General features: G+C 68.2%; 22 protein-coding genes and 1 riboswitch. Of the genes, 6 read left to right on the forward strand and 16 right to left on the reverse strand.

Features of this window, described 5'->3' with window-relative positions:
• The first annotated feature begins 225 nt into the window (after positions 1-225).
• Genes petA through petC form a run of 3 tightly spaced genes read left to right on the forward strand, consistent with a single transcriptional unit; the run spans position 226 to position 3,003 of the window.
• On the forward strand, positions 226-789 hold the full coding sequence (gene petA / locus ACTVZP_RS04570; RefSeq protein ID WP_443210914.1) for a ubiquinol-cytochrome c reductase iron-sulfur subunit: 564 nt from the start codon (positions 226-228) through the stop codon (positions 787-789).
• A 10-nt stretch (positions 790-799) separates the two neighbouring features.
• Positions 800-2,137, forward strand: coding sequence for a cytochrome b (gene petB, locus ACTVZP_RS04575; RefSeq protein ID WP_443210915.1), 1,338 nt, complete (start codon positions 800-802; stop codon positions 2,135-2,137).
• 17 nt (positions 2,138-2,154) lie between these two features.
• Positions 2,155-3,003, forward strand: a complete 849-nt coding sequence (petC, locus tag ACTVZP_RS04580) for a cytochrome c1 (RefSeq protein ID WP_443210916.1) — start codon at positions 2,155-2,157, stop codon at positions 3,001-3,003.
• Positions 3,004-3,085: 82 nt separating this feature from the next.
• Here the strand turns inward: petC and ACTVZP_RS04585 are convergent, their stop codons facing one another.
• From ACTVZP_RS04585 to thiB, 3 genes are read right to left on the reverse strand one after another with little or no spacing between them, the layout of a single operon-like run.
• A complete protein-coding gene (locus ACTVZP_RS04585; RefSeq protein WP_443210917.1) occupies positions 3,086-3,784 on the reverse strand; it encodes a thiamine ABC transporter ATP-binding protein in 699 nt (232 codons plus the stop codon).
• On the reverse strand, positions 3,771-5,285 hold the full coding sequence (locus ACTVZP_RS04590) for a thiamine/thiamine pyrophosphate ABC transporter permease ThiP (protein WP_443210918.1): 1,515 nt from the start codon (positions 5,283-5,285) through the stop codon (positions 3,771-3,773). The genes ACTVZP_RS04585 and ACTVZP_RS04590 overlap by 14 nt, the downstream gene beginning before the upstream one ends.
• Positions 5,261-6,244: a thiamine ABC transporter substrate binding subunit gene (thiB, locus tag ACTVZP_RS04595; RefSeq protein ID WP_443210919.1), complete on the reverse strand. Its 984-nt coding sequence runs from the start codon at positions 6,242-6,244 to the stop codon at positions 5,261-5,263. Before thiB ends, ACTVZP_RS04590 begins: the two co-directional genes overlap by 25 nt.
• A 33-nt stretch (positions 6,245-6,277) precedes the next feature.
• A riboswitch (TPP riboswitch) is annotated at positions 6,278-6,376 on the reverse strand.
• 114 nt (positions 6,377-6,490) lie between these two features.
• On the opposite strand from thiB, the gene aroC reads away from it, so the two are divergent.
• Positions 6,491-7,591, forward strand: coding sequence for a chorismate synthase (gene aroC / locus ACTVZP_RS04600; protein WP_443210920.1), 1,101 nt, complete (start codon positions 6,491-6,493; stop codon positions 7,589-7,591).
• 18 nt (positions 7,592-7,609) lie between these two features.
• On the opposite strand, the gene ACTVZP_RS04605 is transcribed toward aroC, so the two are convergent.
• The 3 genes from ACTVZP_RS04605 to ACTVZP_RS04615 all read right to left on the reverse strand — a co-directional run bounded on the left by ACTVZP_RS04605 (position 7,610) and on the right by ACTVZP_RS04615 (position 10,469).
• Complete coding sequence (locus ACTVZP_RS04605; protein WP_443210921.1) at positions 7,610-8,491, reverse strand: DMT family transporter; 882 nt, start codon at positions 8,489-8,491, stop codon at positions 7,610-7,612.
• 82 nt (positions 8,492-8,573) lie between these two features.
• Positions 8,574-8,861 carry an HU family DNA-binding protein gene (locus tag ACTVZP_RS04610; RefSeq protein WP_443210922.1) on the reverse strand — a complete coding sequence of 96 codons (288 nt, stop codon included), beginning with the start codon at positions 8,859-8,861 and terminating at the stop codon, positions 8,574-8,576.
• Between the two features lie 129 nt (positions 8,862-8,990).
• Positions 8,991-10,469: an AMP nucleosidase gene (locus tag ACTVZP_RS04615; RefSeq protein WP_443210923.1), complete on the reverse strand. Its 1,479-nt coding sequence runs from the start codon at positions 10,467-10,469 to the stop codon at positions 8,991-8,993.
• Between the two features lie 150 nt (positions 10,470-10,619).
• On the opposite strand from ACTVZP_RS04615, the gene ACTVZP_RS04620 reads away from it, so the two are divergent.
• On the forward strand, positions 10,620-11,459 hold the full coding sequence (locus tag ACTVZP_RS04620; RefSeq protein WP_443210924.1) for an SDR family oxidoreductase: 840 nt from the start codon (positions 10,620-10,622) through the stop codon (positions 11,457-11,459).
• A gap of 96 nt (positions 11,460-11,555) precedes the next feature.
• Here the strand turns inward: ACTVZP_RS04620 and dxs are convergent, their stop codons facing one another.
• The 6 genes from dxs to ACTVZP_RS04650 all read right to left on the reverse strand — a co-directional run bounded on the left by dxs (position 11,556) and on the right by ACTVZP_RS04650 (position 16,939).
• Complete coding sequence (gene dxs / locus ACTVZP_RS04625; protein WP_443210925.1) at positions 11,556-13,469, reverse strand: 1-deoxy-D-xylulose-5-phosphate synthase; 1,914 nt, start codon at positions 13,467-13,469, stop codon at positions 11,556-11,558.
• Between the two features lie 9 nt (positions 13,470-13,478).
• Positions 13,479-14,348, reverse strand: a complete 870-nt coding sequence (locus ACTVZP_RS04630) for a polyprenyl synthetase family protein (protein ID WP_443210926.1) — start codon at positions 14,346-14,348, stop codon at positions 13,479-13,481.
• Positions 14,345-14,584 carry an exodeoxyribonuclease VII small subunit gene (locus tag ACTVZP_RS04635; protein ID WP_443210928.1) on the reverse strand — a complete coding sequence of 80 codons (240 nt, stop codon included), beginning with the start codon at positions 14,582-14,584 and terminating at the stop codon, positions 14,345-14,347. The genes ACTVZP_RS04630 and ACTVZP_RS04635 overlap by 4 nt, the downstream gene beginning before the upstream one ends.
• Entirely contained in the window at positions 14,581-15,504 is a 924-nt protein-coding gene (locus ACTVZP_RS04640; RefSeq protein ID WP_443210929.1) for a histone deacetylase family protein, read from the reverse strand. The genes ACTVZP_RS04635 and ACTVZP_RS04640 overlap by 4 nt, the downstream gene beginning before the upstream one ends.
• Before the next feature lie 230 nt (positions 15,505-15,734).
• Positions 15,735-16,433 carry a response regulator gene (locus ACTVZP_RS04645; RefSeq protein WP_443210930.1) on the reverse strand — a complete coding sequence of 233 codons (699 nt, stop codon included), beginning with the start codon at positions 16,431-16,433 and terminating at the stop codon, positions 15,735-15,737.
• A complete protein-coding gene (locus ACTVZP_RS04650; RefSeq protein ID WP_443210931.1) occupies positions 16,430-16,939 on the reverse strand; it encodes a MarR family winged helix-turn-helix transcriptional regulator in 510 nt (169 codons plus the stop codon). The genes ACTVZP_RS04645 and ACTVZP_RS04650 overlap by 4 nt, the downstream gene beginning before the upstream one ends.
• Positions 16,940-17,093: 154 nt before the next feature.
• Here ACTVZP_RS04650 and ACTVZP_RS04655 point away from each other — a divergent pair, with 154 nt between their 5' ends.
• Positions 17,094-17,960, forward strand: a complete 867-nt coding sequence (locus tag ACTVZP_RS04655) for a branched-chain amino acid aminotransferase (RefSeq protein WP_443210932.1) — start codon at positions 17,094-17,096, stop codon at positions 17,958-17,960.
• 107 nt (positions 17,961-18,067) lie between these two features.
• Here ACTVZP_RS04655 and ACTVZP_RS04660 read toward each other — a convergent pair whose 3' ends face one another.
• From ACTVZP_RS04660 to fzlA, 4 genes are all read right to left on the reverse strand, one after another.
• On the reverse strand, positions 18,068-18,238 hold the full coding sequence (locus ACTVZP_RS04660; protein WP_443210933.1) for a hypothetical protein: 171 nt from the start codon (positions 18,236-18,238) through the stop codon (positions 18,068-18,070).
• Positions 18,239-18,307: 69 nt separating this feature from the next.
• A complete protein-coding gene (locus ACTVZP_RS04665; RefSeq protein WP_443210934.1) occupies positions 18,308-18,736 on the reverse strand; it encodes a DUF1294 domain-containing protein in 429 nt (142 codons plus the stop codon).
• Positions 18,737-18,764: 28 nt separating this feature from the next.
• Entirely contained in the window at positions 18,765-19,811 is a 1,047-nt protein-coding gene (gene queG / locus ACTVZP_RS04670) for a tRNA epoxyqueuosine(34) reductase QueG (protein WP_443210935.1), read from the reverse strand.
• Between the two features lie 59 nt (positions 19,812-19,870).
• The gene (gene fzlA, locus ACTVZP_RS04675; RefSeq protein WP_443210936.1) at positions 19,871-20,536 is read right to left on the reverse strand and encodes an FtsZ-binding protein FzlA; all 666 of its coding nucleotides are present in this window, start codon (positions 20,534-20,536) and stop codon (positions 19,871-19,873) included.
• Between the last annotated feature and the right edge of the window lie 49 nt (positions 20,537-20,585).

The raw sequence follows: 20,585 nt of genomic DNA on the forward strand, positions 1-20,585 counted from the left end.
ACTCTGCCGCGCCTGCGCCCCACCGACTGCTGAATCCGACGGCATCCTGTCGCTCGTCGAGAGCACAAAACTCACCTGAAGACCCTTCGCCAATTGCCCGCTGCGCCTGTTTGTCCGCTGGACGCAACGCCGCATGGCAATTAGAAGGCGACAGGCAAGGCTGCGTCCGATCGCGGCCCGGTCATGTTGTGGGCCTGCAGCGGCCCGAGGAAGGGAGAAGTTCTCGTGTCCAACGCAGAAGATCACGCAGGCACCCGCAGGGATTTCCTGTATTACGCTACGGCCGGGGCCGGGGCGGTGGCCACCGGGGCCGCCGTCTGGCCGCTGATCAACCAGATGAATCCATCGGCCGATGTGCAGGCGCTCGCCTCCATCTTCGTCGACGTGAGCTCGGTCGATCCGGGCGTCCAGCTGACCGTCAAGTACCTCGGGAAACCGATCTTCATCCGCCGCCGCACCGAGGCCGACATCGAACTCGGCCGTTCCGTCCAGCTCAGCCAGCTGGTGGATACCAACGCCCGCAACGCGAACATCGACGCCGGCGCCGAGGCGACCGACCAGAACCGCACGCTCGACGAAGCCGGCGAATGGCTGGTGATGTGGGGCGTCTGCACTCACCTCGGCTGCGTGCCGATCGGCGGCGTTTCGGGAGACTTCGGCGGCTGGTTCTGCCCCTGCCACGGCTCGCACTACGACAGCGCCGGCCGCATCCGGAAGGGCCCCGCGCCCGAGAACCTGCCGATCCCGCTCGCCTCGTTCATTGACGAAACAACCATCCAGCTCGGGTAAGGAACACGCCATGTCCGGAATCCCTCACGACCATTACGAGCCGCGGACGGGCATCGAGAAGTGGCTGCACAGCCGGCTCCCGATCGTCGCGCTGGCCTATGACACGATCATGATCCCCACGCCCAGGAACCTGAACTGGATGTGGATCTGGGGTGTCGTCCTTGCCTTCTGCCTCGTGCTGCAGATCGTCACCGGCATCGTGCTCGCGATGCACTACACGCCGCATGTCGACCTGGCCTTCGCCTCGGTCGAGCACATCATGCGCAACGTGAACGGCGGCTACATGCTGCGCTACCTGCATGCGAACGGCGCCTCGCTGTTCTTCATCGCGGTCTACCTGCACATCTTCCGCGGCCTCTACTACGGCAGCTACAAGGCCCCGCGCGAGGTCACCTGGATCGTCGGCATGCTGATCTACCTCGCGATGATGGCGACCGCCTTCATGGGCTACGTGCTGCCCTGGGGTCAGATGTCCTTCTGGGGCGCCACCGTGATCACCGGCCTCTTCGGCGCGATCCCGGGCATCGGCCACGCCATCCAGACCTGGCTTCTCGGCGGCCCGGCGGTGGACAACGCCACGCTCAACCGCTTCTTCTCGCTGCACTACCTGCTGCCCTTCGTGATCGCGGCCCTCGTCGCCATCCACATCTGGGCCTTCCACTCGACCGGCAACAACAACCCGACCGGCGTCGAAGTGCGCCGCGCCTCGAAGGCGGAAGCGCAGAAGGACACCGTTTCCTTCTGGCCCTACTTCATCATCAAGGACGTCTTCGCCCTTGCCGTGGTGCTGCTGGTCTTCTTCGCGATCGTCGGCTTCATGCCGAACTACCTCGGCCACCCCGACAACTACATCGAGGCCAACCCGCTCTCGACGCCGGCGCACATCGTGCCTGAATGGTACTTCCTGCCGTTCTACGCGATCCTGCGCGCCTTCACCGCGGACGTCTGGGTGGTGCAGATCGCCAACATCATCAGCTTCGGCATCATCGACGCGAAGTTCTTCGGTGTGCTCGCGATGTTCGGCGCGATCCTCGTGCTGGCGCTGGTGCCGTGGCTCGACACCTCGCCGGTCCGTTCGGGCCGCTACCGGCCGATGTTCAAGATCTACTTCTGGCTGCTCGCGGCCGACTTCGTGATCCTGACCTGGGTCGGCGCGCAGCAGACCACCTTCCCCTACGACTGGATCTCGCTCATCGCATCGGCCTACTGGTTCGCCTACTTCCTGGTGATCCTGCCGATCCTCGGTGCGGTCGAGAAGCCGCTGGCCACGCCGGCGACGATCGAGGAAGACTTCAACGCCCACTACTCGCCGGAGACCGGCGGCACGAAAACCGTCGTGGCCGAGTAAGGGAAAGGACAGTGACGATGATCCGGAAACTCACGCTCACAGCCGCTGCGGCGCTCGCCCTCTCGGGCGGCGCGGCGATGGCGGCGGAAGGCCATGTCCATGACGTGGACTTCGTGTTCGAGGGCCCCTTCGGGACCTTCGACCAGCACCAGCTGCAGCGCGGCCTTCAGGTCTACACCGAGGTCTGCTCGGCCTGCCACGGGCTGAAATACGTCCCGATCCGCAGCCTCTCCGACAAGGGCGGCCCCGAGCTGCCCGAGGATCAGGTGCGTGCCTACGCCGCCCAGTTCACCGTGACCGACGAGGAAACGGGCGAGGACCGCGACGGCAAGCCGACCGACCACTTCCCGGTCTCCGCGCTGGAGAACGCGCCCGACCTGTCGCTGATGGCGAAGGCGCGCGCGGGCTTCCACGGCCCGATGGGCACCGGCCTCAGCCAGCTGTTCAACGGCATGGGCGGCCCCGAGTACATGTACTCGATCCTGACGGGCTTCCCGGAAGAGCCGCCGAAATGCGCCGAGGGTAACGAACCCGAAGGGTTCTATTACAACCGCGCCTTCCAGAACGGCTCGGTGCCGGACAGCTGCAAGGACGCCAACGGGGTCAAGACCACCGCCGGCAGCTGGATCGCCATGCCGCCTCCGCTCATGGACGATCTGGTTGAATATGCCGACGGCCACGAAGCGACCGTCCACGCGATGGCCGAAGACGTGTCGGCCTTCATGATGTGGGCAGCCGAGCCGAAGATGATGGCGCGCAAGCAGGCCGGCTTCACCGCTGTCATGTTCCTGACCGTGCTGTCCGTGCTGCTCTACCTGACGAACAAGCGGCTCTGGGCCAACGTCAAGGGCAAGAAGAACAGCTGATCCTGAAGGATCGGACGGCAAAGGCCCCGCCCTCGTGCGGGGCCTTCTGCTTTTCGCCTGCCTGCCGCGCAGCGATCCGCCGTCAGTGCCCGCCCAGGTAGTCGCGCAGCGCCGGCGGCGGATCCCCGAGAAGGGCTTCCGTCCCGCGCGGAGCCTCGGCCCGGCCCTCGGCCACCAGAACCGTGCGCCCGGCAAAGCGGCGCGCATCCTCGGGGTCATGGGTCACCATCAGCACGGTGGCGCCGGTCTCGCCGGCGATCTCTGCGACCAGCGCCAGCATCTCGGCCTTGAGCGCCGGACCCAGGGCCGAGAAGGGCTCGTCGAGCAGCAGGATCGGCCGCGCCCGCAGCAGCACCCGGGCGAGCGCCGCCCTTCCCTGCTGCCCGCCAGACAGCCGCCCCGGCCGGACCTCTCCCAGCCCCGCCAGCCCCACCCGCTCCAGCGCGCCGGCAATCCGCCCGCGATCCGAGGCGCGCAGGCGCAGGCGGGGCGAAAGCCCGAGGCCGAGGTTCTGCTCCAGCGTGAGATGCGGGAAGAGGTTCTGGTCCTGAAAGAGGATGCTGACAGGGCGCTCGCCCGGACCCACCGGGCCGAGGTCCTGCCCCGTCCAGAGGATTCGACCCTCGGATGGGGACAGGAAACCCGCAATCGCCATGAGCAGCGTTGACTTTCCGCCCCCTGAGGGGCCGATCACCGCCAGCCGCTCGCCCTCTTCGGCGCGCCAGTCCGCGCTCAGGGTGAAGCCGCCCTGCCGGATCAGCAGGCGATCAAGATGCAGCATGCCGGCCCCCGCGATCGAAGATCCAGAAGAGGGCGAAGCTCGTGAGCACGAGGAGAAGCGCCGCCCCGGCCGCTTCCTCGAGCCTGTAGGCCCCGGTCAGCCGCTGGACGAGAAGCGGCAGCGTGGCGCCCCCCTCGCCCGCAAATAGCGCGATCACGCCAAGATCCCCCATCGCAAGCGCGGCCGAGACGCCGAGCGCGAACCCCAGCGGCCGGCGCAGACGCGGCAGGACGAGCCATCGCATCCGCGCCATCCCGCGCAGACCAAGCGACCCGGCGAGCCGCCCGAAATCGGCTTCCAGCCCGCGCGCCTCGGGCGCCAGGATGCGGTAGGCGAAGGGCAGCGAGAGGGTGGCGTTGACCAGCATCGTCACTGGCAGGGCTACATCGGTCGGGTTTGCGAAGGGGCGGACGGCGAGGAAGAGCCCGGTGCCGAGCACGAGGGACGAGGCGGCGAGCGGCAGCGTCGCGACGAGCCCGAAGCGCGGCGAGGCAAGCGAAAGCACCAGCGCACCCGTCGTGGCAAGGAACGAGGACGGCAGCGCCACCGCCAGGGAACGGGCTGCCGCGGCCCAGACCTCGGTCGGCAGATCGAGGAGGCCCGGCAGGCCCCGCGCGACGACCATGGCCAGCGGCAGCAGAAGGAAGGCGGTGGCCCCGACCAGCACGGCGGCATCCGTCACCCGTCGCCAGCCCTTCGGTGCGAAGGGCACCGGTGCGCGGTCGAGCCCCGCGCCGAAGGCGGAGGGCAGGACCAGGGCGCCCGTCGCCAGAACCGCCGCGCCACAGAGCGCGAATTGCAGCGTCGCCAGCAAGGCGGCCCTCCCGAGGTCGAACTCGAACCGAAGCGCCTGGTAGATCGCCAGTTCCACCGTCGTCGCGCGCGGCCCGCCCCCGAGCGTCAGCGCCACTGCAAAACTCGAGAGGCAGGTCACGAAGACGACCAGCGCCACGCCCGGTAGAACCTCGCGCAGCATCGGCCGCTCGAGGTGCCGCGCGACATCGGCCGGCCCGAAGCCGAGCGAGGCCGCGAGGCGGAACCGCTCCGAGGGGATCGCAAGCCAGCCCTGCAGGATCAGCCGGACGGCGAAGGGCATGTTGAAGAAGACATGGGCCAGCACCACCCCGTGCAGGCCGTAGACCGACAGGGCGGGCAGCCCCAGCGTTTCGAGCGCCCGGTTCAGCAGGCCCGCGCGCCCGAAGACGGCGATCAGCCCGAGCACCGCCACGATCACCGGCAGCAGGAAGGGTGCGCCGAGCAACGCGATCAGGAGGCCCCTGCCAGGGAAACGGCGCCGCGCCAGCGCCCGCGCAACCGGCACGGCGAGAGCGACCGAGACGAGCGACGAGAGCGCCGCCTGCAGGATGGTGAAGCGCAGGGCAGCCCAGTCGGCCGGCCCGAGCGCTCCGCCTCCGGCCCGCGCCATCACGCGCGCGAGCGGGATGAACGTCACGACGGCCAGCGCCGCCGCGACGATCAGCGCGCCAGCGCTTCTTGCCATTCGGCGAGGGCCTCCGGCCGCAGCGAGAGGGCCTCTTCGGCCGGCAGCAGATGCGAGATCTCGGGCCGCAGGAGCGTCTCGTAGCCCTTGGGCAGACCTCCGGAGGGCAGCTTCGCCGGATACATCCAGTTCGTCGTGGGGATCACCGATTGCACCGGCTCTTCCAGCAGGAAGGCGAGGAAGCGGTCGGCAAGCTCGGGCTGGTCGCTCGAGGCGAGCCTGGCTGCCACTTCGACCTGAAGGTAGTGGCCCTCGCGGAAGGGGGCGGCGGCCTTGCTCTCGTCCTCCTCGGAGATCAGGTGATAGGCGGGCGAGGTCGTGTAGCTCAGCACCATGTCCGCCTCGCCCTCGAGGAAGAGGCCATAGGCCTCGGACCAGCCGGGTGTGACCGTCACGATGTTGTCGGCCAGACCCTGCCAGATCTCCGACGCCCGCGCGCCGTAGGCCGCCTTCACCCACATCAGCAACCCGAGCCCGGGGGTCGAGCTTCGCGGATCCTGGATCACGATCGTCGTGTCAGAGGCCGCCAGTTCCTCGAACGAGGTCGGCACGTTCGCCATGTCCCGGTCATGGACGAAGGCGAACCATCCCCAGTCGAAGGGCAGGAACAGCGGGTCGTCCCATGCAACCGGAAGGTCAAGCGGGGCCGTCACCCCATAAGGGGCAAAGAGGCCCGTCGCGGCCGCGGCCGCCGTCAGGTTGGTGTCGAGACCCACGACCACGTCGACCTCGGTCCGCGCACCCTCGAGCTGGAGCCGCGCGAGGAGAGCCGCCCCGTCGCCGGCAGCGGTAAAGCGCAGGTCGCAACCGCAGACCTCCTCGAAGGCCTTCTCGACCGCAGGTCCGGGCCCCCATTCCGAGGTAAAGCTGTCGTAGGTCAGAACCGTGAGGACGGGCGTCTGCGCCTCGGCCAGTCCCGCCGACAGCATGACACCCGCAGCAAGCATCGGAAGTCTCATCTCATCCTCCTCTTCGACGCGAACGGAACGGGATGAGGAGCCATGCACCTTCCCTCCGCCGGTCCTAACCGGGTCAGGTTCAACGGGTTCGCGCGTGCGTCTCAGCCCTTTCGGGCACCCCGAGGTGGTAACGACCATAGCGGCGCGGCCCGCTGCCGCAACAGGAAACGGGCGACCGGACGAGAATCCGGTTCCCCGGCGGCCGCATCTGTCCTATGGCTCGGCGCCAAACGGGGGACGGATGTCATGAGCTTCAACACCTTCGGCCACATCTTCCGCGTCACGACCTGGGGCGAAAGCCACGGGCCCGCGCTCGGCGCGACGGTGGACGGTTGCCCGCCGGGCGTGACGATCGAGGCCGAGGCGATCCAGACCTGGCTCGACCGCCGGAAGCCCGGGCAGAGCCGCTTCACCACCCAGCGGCAGGAGGCGGACGCGGTGAAGATCCTGTCGGGCACCTTCGAGGGGCGCTCGACCGGGACACCGATCCAGCTGATGATCGAGAACACCGACCAGCGGTCCAAGGACTACGGCGAGATCGCCCACAGCTTCCGCCCCGGCCATGCCGACATCACCTATCACTGGAAATACGGGCTGAGGGACTATCGCGGCGGCGGGCGGTCCTCGGCGCGCGAGACGGCGGCACGGGTGGCTGCGGGTGGCGTCGCCCGGGCGGCGCTGGCGGAACTGGTGCCGGATCTCCGTATCACGGGCTACATGGTCCAGATCGGCCCCCATGCCATCGATCCCGCGCGGTTCGACGCGGCCGAGATCGAGCGCAACCCGTTCTGGTGCCCCGATCCCGATACAGCCGCGCTCTGGTCCGAGTATCTCGACGGGCTCCGCAAGGCGCAGGACTCGGTAGGAGCCATCGTGGAGATCCGCGCCTCGGGCGTGCCGGCGGGCCTCGGCGCCCCGATCTACGGCAAGCTCGACAGCGACCTCGCCGCGGCCATGATGACGATCAACGCGGTGAAGGGTGTCGAGATCGGCGAGGGCATGGCCGCGGCCGGCCTCACCGGCAGCGCGAATGCAGACGAGATCCGCATGGGGCCGGATGGGCCGGAGTTCCTCTCGAACCACGCCGGAGGCATCCTTGGCGGCATCTCGACCGGGCAGGACGTGGTGGTGCGCTTCGCCGTGAAGCCCACCTCCTCGATCCTGACGCCGAGGCGGTCGATCACGACCGACGGGCGCGAGATCGAGGTGGTGACAAAGGGCCGTCACGATCCCTGCGTCGGCATCCGTGCCGTTCCGGTGGGCGAGGCGATGATGGCCTGCGTGCTGCTCGACCACCTGCTTCTCGACCGCGGTCAGACCGGAGGCCAGCGCGGCCGGATCGGCTGAGCGCGGGCGCGGCCCGTTCTAGCGCCTCGCCGCTTCCGGCACGCGGGAAAGCTGCACGGCAAGGATGCCTGACGCGATCACCACGACGCCGACCGCATCCCAAATCCCCATCCGCTCGCCGAGCAGCACCGCTGCCACGGCAACCCCGAAGAACGGGTTGAGGAAGTGGAAGGTCGCTGCGCGGACTGCGCCGATCCGCCCCACCAGCAGAAACCAGACCCAGGTCGCGAGCAGCCCCGGCACGAGGGTCGTGTAGGCAAAAGCCAGGACGAGGCTCAGGCTCCAGTCCACCGAAAGTGGCGTCTCGGTCGCCAGCGCCACGGGCGCCAGCGCGGCAGAACCGACCAGCATCTGCAGCCCCACGATCATCAGGAGATTGCCGCCCGACGAGGCGACGCGCACCGTCAGCGTCGCGACGGTCAGCGCCAGCACGCCCACGGCGCAGAGCAGGAACCCCAGCGCGTCCTCGCCGCCCGAAAGCCGGGTGCCCATGATCAGCGCCACCCCCGCGATCCCCGCCAGCAGCCCGAGCGCGGTCAGCGGTCGCAGCCGTTCCCGCAGGAAGATCCAGCCCGCCAGCGCCACCAGAAGCGGCATGGTCGAGGCGACGATGGCCGCGAAGCTCGCGCTTACCCAGCGCATCGCGATGAAGTTGAGCCCGAGGTAGAGGGCGTTCTGGCAGAGCCCGAAGACCACGACCCCGCGCCATTGGGCCCGGCTGAGCCGCGCCGACTGTCCCAGCGCCGCCCCGATCGCCAGGGCGACGAGGCCCGAGACGAGGAAGCGCAGCGACAGCGCACTGAGCGGCGGCGCCTGGGCCACGATGATCCGTGCCGAAGCGAAGGCCGAAGACCACATGAAGGCGAAGGCGAGGCCCATTCCGATGCTGCGCAGGTCCATTCCGGCACTCCTTCGCCATTTCATGAAAAAGGGTCGCCCGCAGGCGACCCTCTCGAACCGATCGATCCGCCGAGCCGCTGGCTCAGGCGTTCACGCTGTCCTTCAGCGCCTTCGCGATGGTGAATTTCACCTGCTTGTCGGCGGCCTTGGTCACTTGCTCGCCCGTGGCCGGGTTGCGGACCTGACGCTCGGGCCGCTCGCGGCAGACGACCTTGCCGAGGCCCGGCAGCGTGACCGCACCACCGGAGGCCACTTCGCGGGTGACGATGGACGCAAGCGCGTCGAGCGCCGCAGTGGCCGTCTTCTTGTCGGCGCCCATTTCCTCGGCGAGTGTCGCCACGAGCTGCGTCTTGGTCATCGGTTTCGACATGAAACTCTCCTGGTCTTGCCCCGCTGGACACGGGGTCTGTTCCTGCCTCTGGGGGCGAATTCAAGCGCTACACCTTGTTTTGCAGCATAAATCAAGCCCTATTCCCGGCTTGTCCCCGCGTCAACTCGCCTAGAGGAACGCTGTTTCCTCAAAGCTTCGCAACTTTCGGCTGTGGATGCGCTCGATGGGCGTCTCGCGCAGCGTTTCCATTGCGCGAATTCCGATCCGGAGATGCCGCGCGACCTGCGTGCGGTAGAAATCGCTGGCCATGCCCGGCAGCTTCAGCTCGCCGTGGAGCGGCTTGTCCGAGACGCAGAGGAGCGTGCCGTAAGGCACCCGGAAGCGGAAGCCGTTGGCCGCGATGGTCGCGCTTTCCATGTCGAGGGCGACCGCCCGGCTCTGGCTCAGGCGCTGGACAGGGCCCGACTTGTCGCGGAGCTCCCAGTTGCGGTTGTCGATCGTCGCCACCGTCCCCGTGCGCATGATCCGCTTGAGTTCGTAGCCCTGCAGCTGCGTCACCTCCTCGACCGCATCCTCGAGCGCGATCTGGATCTCGGCCAGGGCCGGGATCGGCACCCAGACCGGCAGGTCGTCGTCGAGCACGTGATCCTCGCGCAGATAGGCGTGGGCGAGCACGAAATCCCCGAGGCTCTGCGAATTCCTCAGGCCCGCGCAATGCCCCACCATCAGCCAGGCGTGGGGACGAAGGACGGCGATGTGGTCGGTTGCGGTCTTGGCATTCGAGGGGCCGACGCCGATGTTGACCAGCGTGATCCCCTGCCCGTCCTCGCGCTTGAGGTGATAGGTCGGCATCTGCGGCAGGCGCGCCAGAGGCGCCAGCGGCGCCTCCGGATCGGTGATCTCCTGATCCCCCGGCCCCACGAAGGCGCTGTAGCCCGAGTTGGGATCCGCCAAGGCGGCACGGCCGATCGCCTCGAACTCATCCACATAGAACTGGTAGTTGGTGAAGAGGACGTGGTTCTGGAAATGGCGCGGGTTGGTCGCCGTGTAATGCGTGAGGCGGGCGAGTGAATAGTCCACGCGCTGCGCCGTGAAGGGCGCGAGCGGCAGCGTTCCGTCGGGATTGCGGAGGCGCGTGCCGTTCACGATGTCGTCGTTCGTCGTCGAGAGGTCCGGCACGTCGAACACGTCCCGCAGCGGAAAGGAGAGCACGCCTTCCTGCGGAACCGCCACCGACGGATCGTTCGCCACCGCGAAGTGAACCGGGATCGGCGTTTCGGACATCCCGATCTCGACCGGCACGCCGTGGTTCTGCATCAGCAGCCCGATCTGCAGGATCAGATAATTCCGGAACAGGTCCGGCCGGGTGACGGTCGTGGAATAGGTGCCGGGCTGGGCGACATGGCCGAAACTCAACCGGCTGTCGGCGCGGGTGAAGCTGGTCGTGGCCAGCCGGATCTCGGGATAGTAGGCCCTGACGCGTCCCGTCGGGCGACCCGATGTGGCCACGGCACTGAAATGGCCCGAGAGGAAGGTCGTGGACTGGGTGTAGAGCTCCTCCAGCCGCCGGACGGCCTCGGCGGGATCCGTGAAGGTCTCGCGGTCGGGCGCATCCGGTACGAGGAGGGGAAGGGGCGCGTCGGTCACGGGGCCTCTCTTTCTTCGCTGCCTGCCGGTGAGGATGCGCAGGCTCGCCGTTCGGGATCAAGCGTCAGGTCGCGGGACGGTGCGGCACATGTCCGGCGGGACGCAGGCTGGCCCCTTGCAGTGCGCGCGTGGCATGCCGATAGTGGCGGCATGAAGACGCTGCTCTCTCTCGGCCACGGCTACTCGGCCCGCGCACTGGCGCGGCGCCTCATTCCCGCCGGCTGGCGGATCATCGGCACGACCCGCAGCCCCGAGAAGGCCGACCTTCTCGCCGCTGAAGGCGTCGAGCCCTTCCTCTGGCCCGGAGACTTGGGGGCCATCCTGACCCGCGCCACGCATATCCTCGCCTCGGCCGCTCCGGGGCCGGACGGCGACCCGTTTCTGGCCGCTCACGCCGGGGAACTGGCCGGCTCGGGTGCCGAATGGGTGGGCTACCTCTCGACGACCGGCGTCTATGGCGACCACGATGGCGCCTGGGTGGACGAGGAGACGCCGCTCACCCCGTCGACCGCCCGCGGTTGCGCGCGCGTTGCCGCGGAACGCCAGTGGCTGGACCTCGGCCTGCCGCTGCACATCTTCCGGCTCGCCGGGATCTACGGGCCGGGCCGGGGCCCGTTCGAGAAGGTTCGCGACGGCACCGCCCGCAGGATCGTGAAGCCCGGACAGGTCTTCAGCCGCGTTCATGTCGACGACATCGCACAGGTTGTCGAGGCCTCCATGCTCCATCCCGATCCGGGCGCGGTCTACAACGTCTGCGACGACGATCCGGCCCCGCCCGAGGACGTGCTCGGTTATGCGGCCGAGCTCCTGGGCCTGCCGCCGCCGCCCGAGGTGCCATTCGACGAGGCCGAGATGTCCCCGATGGCCCGCAGCTTCTACGCCGAATCGAAGCGGGTCCGGAACGACCGGATCAAGGAACGGTTGGGGGTGAGCCTGATCCACCCGGATTTCCGCTCGGGCCTGCGCGCCTTGCTCGACGCAGAGGGCTGACGCCCTGCCGGACAGCCGTATAGGCACCGCCCGGAATGACATCACCACGCAGCCGCCTGCCGCGCCTGCGTGGTGATCTTCGGTAAGCGGTCGGCCTCAGGCGCGGCGCGCCAGCACCTCCACGCCCAGCGTCTCGAGCGCCTTGCGCTCGATATCGGCCGCATTCAGGCCGGCCGTCGCATACATCGCTTCGGCGCTGCCGTGGTCGATGAACGTGTCCGGCAGAACCATGGAGCGGTAGCGGAAGCCACGGTCGAAGACGCCTTCCTCGGCCAGAAGCTGGGCGACATGGCTGCCGAAGCCGCCGATGGCGCCTTCCTCGATGGTGATGAGCGCCTCGTGATGTGCGGCAAGCTGCAGGATCAGGTCGCGGTCGAGCGGCTTGGCGAAGCGCGCATCCGCCACCGTGGGCGAGATCCCGCGCGCAGCCAGCGCCTCGGCGGCCACCTGCACCTCGGACAGGCGCGTGCCGAAGGAGAGAAGCGCGATGCGCGTCCCCTCGCTCACGATCCGGCCACGCCCGATCTGGAGCGGCACGCCCCGCGTCGGCATCTCGACGCCCACGCCATCACCCCGCGGATAGCGGAAGGCGATCGGACCCTCGTCATGCGCCACGGCGGTTGCGACCATGTGCACCAGTTCCGCCTCGTCGGCGGCGGCCATGACAACGATGCCCGGCAGGTTCGACAGGAAGGCCACGTCGAATGATCCCGCATGGGTGGCCCCGTCGGCGCCCACAAGCCCCGCCCGGTCGATGGCGAAGCGCACGGGCAGGCGCTGGATCGCCACGTCATGCACGATCTGGTCGTAGCCGCGCTGCAGGAAAGTCGAATAGATCGCGCAGAAGGGCCGCATGCCCCCGGCCGCCAGCGCCGCCGAGAAGGTCACGGCATGTTGCTCGGCGATGCCCACGTCGAAGATCCGCTTGGGGAAGCGGTCCGCGAAGAGATTGAGGCCCGTCCCGTCCGGCATGGCGGCGGTCACGGCGCAGATCTTCTCGTCCGCCTCGGCCTCCTTGATCAGGCTTTGGGCGAAGACCTTGGTGTAGGACGGCGCGTTCGAGACCGGCTTCACCTGCGCGCCGGTCAGGACGTTGAACTTGTTCGTGGCATGGCCGCGATCGCGCGCGGCTTCGGCGGGCGCGTAGCCCTTGCCCTTCTTCGTGATCACGTGGATGAGGACAGGCCCGCTCGCGCGCTGCTTTACCGTGCGCAGCACCGGCAGAAGCTGGTCGAGGTCGTGCCCGTCGATGGGACCGACGTAGGAGAAGCCCAGCTCCTCGAACAGCGTGCCGCCGACCGTGACGCTCTTCAGCATCTCCTTGGCGCGGCGCGCGCCCTCCTGGAACGGTTCGGGCAGAAGGCCCAGCGCACCCTTGGCCGCCGCCTTGAAGTCCTGGAACGGGGCGCCCGCATAGAGGCGCGAGAGATAGGACGAGAGCGCCCCCACCGGCGGCGCGATGCTCATCTCGTTGTCGTTCAGGATCACGATGACGCGGTTCTTGAGGTGCCCGCCGTGGTTGAGCGCCTCGAAGGCCATGCCGGCCGACATCGAGCCGTCGCCGATCACCGCCACCGCGTCGCCGGTATCCCCGCCAAGTTCGCGCGCGGCGGCGAAGCCCACCGCGGCCGAGATCGAAGTCGAGGAATGGCCAGCGCCGAAGCAGTCATAAGGGCTTTCCGACCGTTTGGTGAAGCCCGAGAGGCCCCCGCCCTGCCGCAGCGTGCGGATGCGGTCGCGCCGGCCGGTCAGGATCTTGTGCGGATAGCACTGGTGGCCCACGTCCCAGATGATCTTGTCGCGCGGGGCATCGAAGACCGCATGCAGCGCCACTGTCAGCTCGACCACGCCGAGACCCGCGCCGAGGTGCCCGCCGGTTACCGAGACGGCCGAGATCGTCTCGGCCCGCAGCTCGTCGGCGAGGCTGCGCAGGTCGCGGTCGTTGAGGCCCTTGATATCGACCGGGAGCGTCACCCGGTCGAGCGTCGGCGTGCGGGGTCTGTCGGTCATGGTCTTCCTTCAGCTTTCACGCGATATGACGAAGCGCGCGGCCTCGATCAATGTTCCTGCCTCGGCGCCGTAGGGGGCAAGCGCCGCCTCGGCCTCCTCCACCAGAGCCCGCGCCCGCGCCTTGGCGCCGTCGAGCCCGAGGAGCGAGACGAAGGTGGCCTTCCCGGCTTCGGCATCCTTCTGGAGCCGCTTGCCCGCCTTGTCCGCATCGCCCTCGACATCGAGAATGTCGTCGGCGATCTGGAACGCAAGCCCGAGAGCCGTGGCGTATCGGCGCAGCGGCACCCGGTCCGCCTGCCCGAGGATGGCGCCGGCCTCGGCCGACCAGCGGATCAGCGCGCCGGTCTTGCCGGCCTGCAGATGGGTGATCTGCTCGAGCGTGAGCGGCACGGCTGCCGTTTCGGCCGCGATGTCGAGCGCCTGCCCCAGCACCATGCCCTCGGCGCCGGAAGCCTTGGCAAGGCTCGCCACCAGCTCGATACGGACCTCGGCCGGACCGAGCGCCGGATCTGCCAGAAGCTCGAAGGCGAGCGTCTGCAGCGCGTCGCCCGCAAGCACCGCGGTGCATTCGTCCCACTTCCTGTGGACGGTGGGCAGGCCGCGGCGCAGGTCGTCATCGTCCATGCAGGGCATGTCGTCATGCACGAGGCTGTAGGCGTGCAGCGCCTCGATCGAGGCCGCAGCACTCACCGCAGCCTCGGGCGCGATCCCGTGCAGCCGGGCGGATTCGAGCACGAGAAAGCCCCGCAGCCGCTTTCCGCCCTGCACGGCATAGCGCATGGCATGAACCACCGGCAGGTCCTCGCGGTCCGCCAGCGCCGCATCGAGCCGCGCCTGAACCTGCGCGGCCGCATCCGTCAAAGCCCTGGAAAAGGTCACAATCCCTCCGCCGGAACCGTCCCCGTCGCACGGCCTTCGGCGGCGCGGATCAGTTCCACCTTGTCCTCGGCATCCTTCAGCTTCTGCGCGCAATGCGCCTTGAGCGCAGACCCGCGCTCATAGAGGCGGATGGATTCGTCCAGCGGCACATCGCCCTTCTCCAAGGCGGTCACGACGGCTTCCAGCGCCGCCATCGCCTCTTCGAACGTCATTTCTGCCACTGCTTTTTCCGTCATGCGCTCCGCTCCAGAAGGACGCCCACATGCACCGCGCTGCTCGCGGCGAGGGCAGGCAGATCATAACCACCCTCGAGTGTCGATACCACCCGCCCGCCGCATGACGCCGCAGCCAGATCGCACAGACGCTCCGTCAGCCAGCGGAAATCCTCCTCGCGCCAGTTGAGGTTCGCCAGCGGATCGGCCGCATGTGCGTCAAAACCCGCCGAGATCAGGATCAGCTCGGGCTGCCAGTCCTCGATGCGCCGGAAGGCCTCCGCCCAGGCCTCGCGCATTTCGGCGCCCCCGCTTCCGGCGGCCAGTGGCAGGTTCAGGATCTGGCCGTGCGCGCCCTGCTCCGAGGTCGCGCCGGTGCCGGGATAAAGCGGCATCTGGTGGCTCGAGACGAAGAGCGCGCGGCTCTCGTCCCACAGCAGGTCCTGCGTGCCGTTCCCATGGTGGACGTCGAAATCCACCACCGCGACACGACCCAGCCCATGATGGTCGAGCGCCCGCTTTGCCGCGATGGCCACGCTGCCGAACAGGCAGAAGCCCATTGGCGTCTCGCGCTCGGCATGATGCCCCGGGGGCCTGCAGCCCACGAAGGCCGAGGCCGCCTCGCCCCCCAGCACGAGATCCACTGCGGCGCAGGTGCCACCGACGGCGCGAAGGGCCGCCTCGCAGGATCCCGGCGACATCCAGGTGTCGGGATCGAGCCCCCGGATGCCCTCTGCCGGCTCGGAGTCGCGGATGCGGTCGAGGTAGCGCTGCGGATGGCAACGAAGCACTTCGGCATCCTCCGCCACGGGCGCCTCGCGCCGCTCGAGCGGCAACTCGTCGAGCCCTGCCGCCACCGCCGCCATCCTCTCGATGCGTTCGGGATGTCCCTCGGGCGTCACATGCGCCTCGGACGCCGGGTGCGAAATCCAGACCACCGTCATGCCGTCTCCTCCGGTTGCTCTTGCCCAAGCCTGCGGGGAAAGCAGAGGCATCTCAAGCGCGACGAGTGGAGGAGATGGCGCGTTCCTTCGCGCTTCGTGAAAACCCGCGGTGGTGGCAAGGGGCACGCGCGCCGGACCTTGGGCGCGGCGCGCAACCGGAAGCGGCTCTGCCGGTGATGCAGGCGGGGCTCCTTGATCGGATGCACCCATCCCGCCCTTGCCTCAAAGGTTCAGTCGGGCGCGAGCATGTAGCCCGACCCGCGCACCGTCTGAAGGTAGCGCGGCTGGCGCGGATCGACCTCGATCTTCCGGCGAAGCCGCGTGATCTGGACGTCGACCGCCCGCTCCTGGCTCTGGCCCTCGTCACGCCCGAGATCACCCACCAGCTTTTCGCGCGTCACCGCCTCGCCCGGCTGCGCCGCGAAGATCCGCATCAGCGCGGCCTCCGTCGCCGTCAGCCGCACGGGCTCGGTTCCCCGCCAGAGTTCGCCCCGCTCGAGATCGTAGCGGACATCGCCCAGATGGAGGACCTTCGGTCCCAGCTCGGGCCGCGCAGTGGGCACCCTTCGCAGGATCGCGTTGATCCGCAGCAGCAGCTCCTTCGGCTCGAACGGCTTCGCAAGATAGTCGTCCGCGCCGGCCTCGAGCCCTTCGATGCGGTGCGAGGTCTCGCCCCAAGCGGTCAGCAGCAGGATCGGCGTCGCCAGATCCTCGCGCAGCGCCCGGGTGAGCGAGACGCCATCCTCGCCCGGCATCATCACGTCGAGGACGATCATGTCGAACTCTAGCCCGTCGAGAAGCCGCCGGGCCTGCGCCGCGTCGCGTGCGGTCGAGACGAGAAACCCGTTCCTCACCAGGAATTTCTGCAGGAGGCTGCGAATGCGCTCGTCGTCGTCGACCACCAGCAGATGCGCCTGCGGCTCGCTCACGCTCCACCCTCCTTCAGCGTCTGGTACTGCCGACGCAACTCGGGATCCATCATGGCCTCGAGCACCTGCCGGAAGCCCTGAACCGCCGCAGGTCCGGCGGCACGATACGCCGCCCTCATGCGCGCCCGCTGCGAATCCGACAGGGACCGCTCAAGCTCGGTCCCTCGTGACGTGAGGTAGAGGTGACGTTCCCGCTTGTCCACCCGGCCCACGCGGCTCTCGACCAGCCCGTCCTCGATCAGCGTCCGGAGCACGCGGTTCAGGCTCTGCTTCGTGACGCCCAGAATGGAGAGCAGGTTGTTCACCGTGGTTCCAGGGCTTCGATGAATGAAATGCATGGCCCGGTGATGCGCACGCCCGTAATCCAGCTCTTCGAGGATCCGGTCCGGATCGGCGGTGAAGCCGCGATAGGCGAAGAACATCGCCTCGATCCCCTTCCTCAGCTGCTCGTCCGTCAGGAACAGGAGCGACTCGCCGCTTCCCGGTCCCGGTCCTCCCTCTGCCATGACCGCCTCCCTTGTCCGCGCAGATTTTATGTCAGCCTTGTTGACTTTCCAAGACTCAACTGTTACCGACAGCCCGTCATTTGCGCAACTTTATGCCCGGTGCGGACCTATCTTGCGCAACTTATGCAAAGCGCCTTTGCGCAGGAGAGTGACCATGGCTGGATATGATGATCGCGACGGCAAGATCTGGATGGACGGGAAACTGGTGGAGTGGCGCGAGGCGAAGGTCCACATCCTGACCCACGCGCTCCATTACGCTTCCTCGGTCTTCGAGGGCGAGCGCTGCTATTCCGGCAGGATCTTCAAGTCGGTGGAGCATTCCGAGCGGCTGCGCAGGTCCGCGGAACTGCTCGACATGCCGCTGCCCTGGACCGTCGAGGAGATCGAAGCGGCCAAGACGGCGACCCTCGAGGCGAACGGCCTGACAGATGCCTATGTCCGGGCGCTCGCCTGGCGCGGCGCGGGCGAGGACATGGGGGTCGCATCGGCCCGGAACCCGATCCGCCTGGCGGTCGCCGTCTGGTCCTGGGGCAACTACTACGGCGATGCCAAGTTCAAGGGCGCGAAGCTCGACATCTCGAAGTGGAAGCGCCCCTCGCCCGAGACGATTCCCAGCGCGGCCAAGGCGTCGGGCCTCTACATGATCTGCACCATGTCCAAGCACGCTGCGGAAGCGAAGGGCTGCTCGGATGCGATGATGTTCGACTATCGCGGCTACGTCGCCGAAGCCACCGGCGCCAACATCTTCTTCGTGAAGGACGGCGAGGTCCACACGCCGCTGCCGGACGCGATCCTGAACGGGATCACCCGGCAGACAGTCATCGGGATGCTGCGCGACAAGGGCATCACCGTGCATGAGCGTTACATCGAAGCGTCGGAACTGGAAGGTTTCGAGCAGTGCTGGCTGACCGGCACCGCGGCCGAGGTCACCCCCGTCGGACAGATCGGCGACTACAGCTTCGAGGTCGGCGCCCTGACGCGCGAGATCGCCACGGATTACGAGAAGCTCGTCCGCGCCTGAGCGCGGCGCCGGTCGGCGCCGAGCCCACGGCAGGTCGGTCCGGGCAACGGGTTCAAATGAAAAGGGGCGCGCCCTCGGGCACGCCCCCGTTCCGTCCGCGCGGAAGCTCAGGCCTCGCGGCCGCGCGCGATCCGCAGGAATTCGAGCACCCGACGGTTCCCCGACGGCCGGGTCTCGGCCCTGTGCCAGAAGGAGCGCGGATTGCGCGCCAACCGCAGGAAATTCTTCACCCGTCCGCCGTCCGAAGGGGTGCGCTTGTCAGCAAGGTGACGGCTCATGTCTGTCCTCCTTGAGTTTGCAGACCGCCTGAATATAGGGCGAGTCGCCCCATGAACCAAGCGATGAGGTCAAGGTTCCGAGCCGGGTCCGAAGCGGTGCGGCAATCGGCGCGGCTCTTCCTGCGGCGCAAAGAAGCCGGAGACCGCCTGCATGGCGGCGGAGGCCACCCGCTCGAGCCCCATTGCCTGCACGATCGCCGGCTGGGACGAGGCGAGCGCCAGCGACCCGAAGAGTCCGATCCAGACGAACACGATCCCGTTGAGAAGCATCCCGAAGGGCTGCTTGCGCGTCTTGTGCCGAAACTGGCGCTGCGCGACCTTCGCCCCGATCCAGCCACCGGCGGCCGCCAGAAGCAGCAGGTTTGCCTCCGGCATGCGCCAGCCGCCCTCGATGGCGCGGCGCTTGTCGAGCCGGAAGGCAAACCAGGCGACCAGGTTCGCAAACAGCAGATGGAGCATCAGCGAAACGGGCAGGGACGGGGCAAGAGCGGTCAGCATGGGCACCTCCTGCGCCGCATCTGCCGCCTCAATGCGGCAAATTTTGGGACAGCCGGGCCAGCGCCCAGCGCGCCGCATCGGCCACGGTCGCGTCCGGATCGTCGAGGAGGGCCCCAGCGACGGACCGCAGCGACGGATCTCCGGAATTGCCGATCGCATACAGCACGTTGCGCACGAAGCGGTTGCGCCCGATCCGCTTGATCGGGCTGCCGGCGAAGCGTGCGCGGAAGCCCGTGTCGTCGAGCGCGGCCAGTTCCGCGAGAGGCGGCGCCCCCACCCGCGCGGCATAGCCGATCTCCTGCGCCGCCACCGCGAACTTGTTCCAGGGACAGACGGCCAGGCAGTCGTCGCAGCCGTAGATCCGGTTGCCCATCAGGCCGCGCAACTCTTCGGGCACCGGACCATGATGCTCGATCGTCAGGTAGGAGATGCAGCGGCGCGCATCGAGCTGGAACGGGGCCGGAAAGGCCCCCGTCGGGCAGGCATCGAGGCAGGCCCGGCAAGAGCCGCAGTGCTCGCGCTCCGGTTCGTCGGGCGGCAGGTCGAGCGTGGTGAAGATCGAGCCGAGGAAGAACCAGTTGCCAAGCTCGCGGCTGAGGAGGTTCGTGTGCTTGCCCTGCCAGCCGAGCCCCGCGGCCTCGGCGAGCGGCTTCTCCATCACCGGGGCGGTATCGACGAAGACCTTGATCTCGCAGCCGGTCTCGGAGACGAGCCAGCGTCCGAGGCGTTTCAGCCGCTTCTTCACGAGGTCATGATAGTCCTTGCCCTGCGCGTAGACTGAGACCGCGCCCCGCCCGCGCTCTTCCAGCGCCAGACGCGGATCCTCCTCGGGCGTATAGAGCTCCGCCAGCATGATGATCGACCGCGCCTCCGGCCAGAGGGCGGCGGCGCTGCCGCGCCACGCCTCGCGCTCTTCCATCCAGCCCATCTGCCCGTGCCGCCCGGCCTCGAGGAAGGCGCGCAGCCGACCCGCCGTCTCCGGCGCAGCATCCGGCGCACAGATGCCAAGTCGCGCGAAGCCCTCATCGCGCGCGCGCGCCTCCAGGCGCTCCCTGAGCGACTTATCCGCCTTCATTCTCGCTCAAATATCCCACGGGGGGCGCGGGGGGCGTGAAGCCCCCCGCACGGTTCCGATCAGAAATCGAGGTCCGCGTAATGCGCGGGCTGCGGAAAGCCCGGCACCTGGTCGGCCAGCAGCGGACGGAACGCCGGGCGCGACTTGATCTTGGCATACCAGTCCTTGACGACCGGCCGCCGGTTCCAGTCCACGTCCGAGATGTAGTCGAGGCAAGAGAGGTGGGCGGCCGCCGCGAAATCCGCCAGCGTCATCACGTCGCCCGCCAACCAGCGCCGCTGGTCGAGCAGCCAGGCCATGTAGTCGAGGTGATACTTGATGCGGTTCGAGCCGAACTTCACGTTCTTCGAATCCGGATATCCCTGCCCCGTCAGCTTCTTGTTCACCCGCTCGTAGAGCAGTTTCGACGTGACTTCGCTGTGGAACTTGTCGTCGAACCAGGTGCAGAGCCGGCGCACCTCGAACCGGCCGTCCGCGTCGCGCGGCATCAGCGGCGGCTGGGGCACCACCTCCTCGAGATACTCGCAGATCGCCTGGCTTTCCGAGAGCACCTTGCCCTCCATCCGGAGCACAGGCACCTTGCCGGCCGGGTTGCGACGCAGGAAATCCGGCGACGGCTCCCAGTAGCGCTCCTCGATCAGCTCCACCTCCATCTTCTTCTCCGCCAGCGTCAGGCGGACCTTGCGGCAGAAGGGGGACAGCGGAACGTGATAGAGACGGTTCATCGCAAATGTCATCTTTCGGAGGCCGGAGCCCCTCTTCAATGCCGCGAAG

This window comes from Rhodobacter sp. NSM, assembly GCF_052244495.1.
Lineage (GTDB): Bacteria > Pseudomonadota > Alphaproteobacteria > Rhodobacterales > Rhodobacteraceae > Cereibacter_A.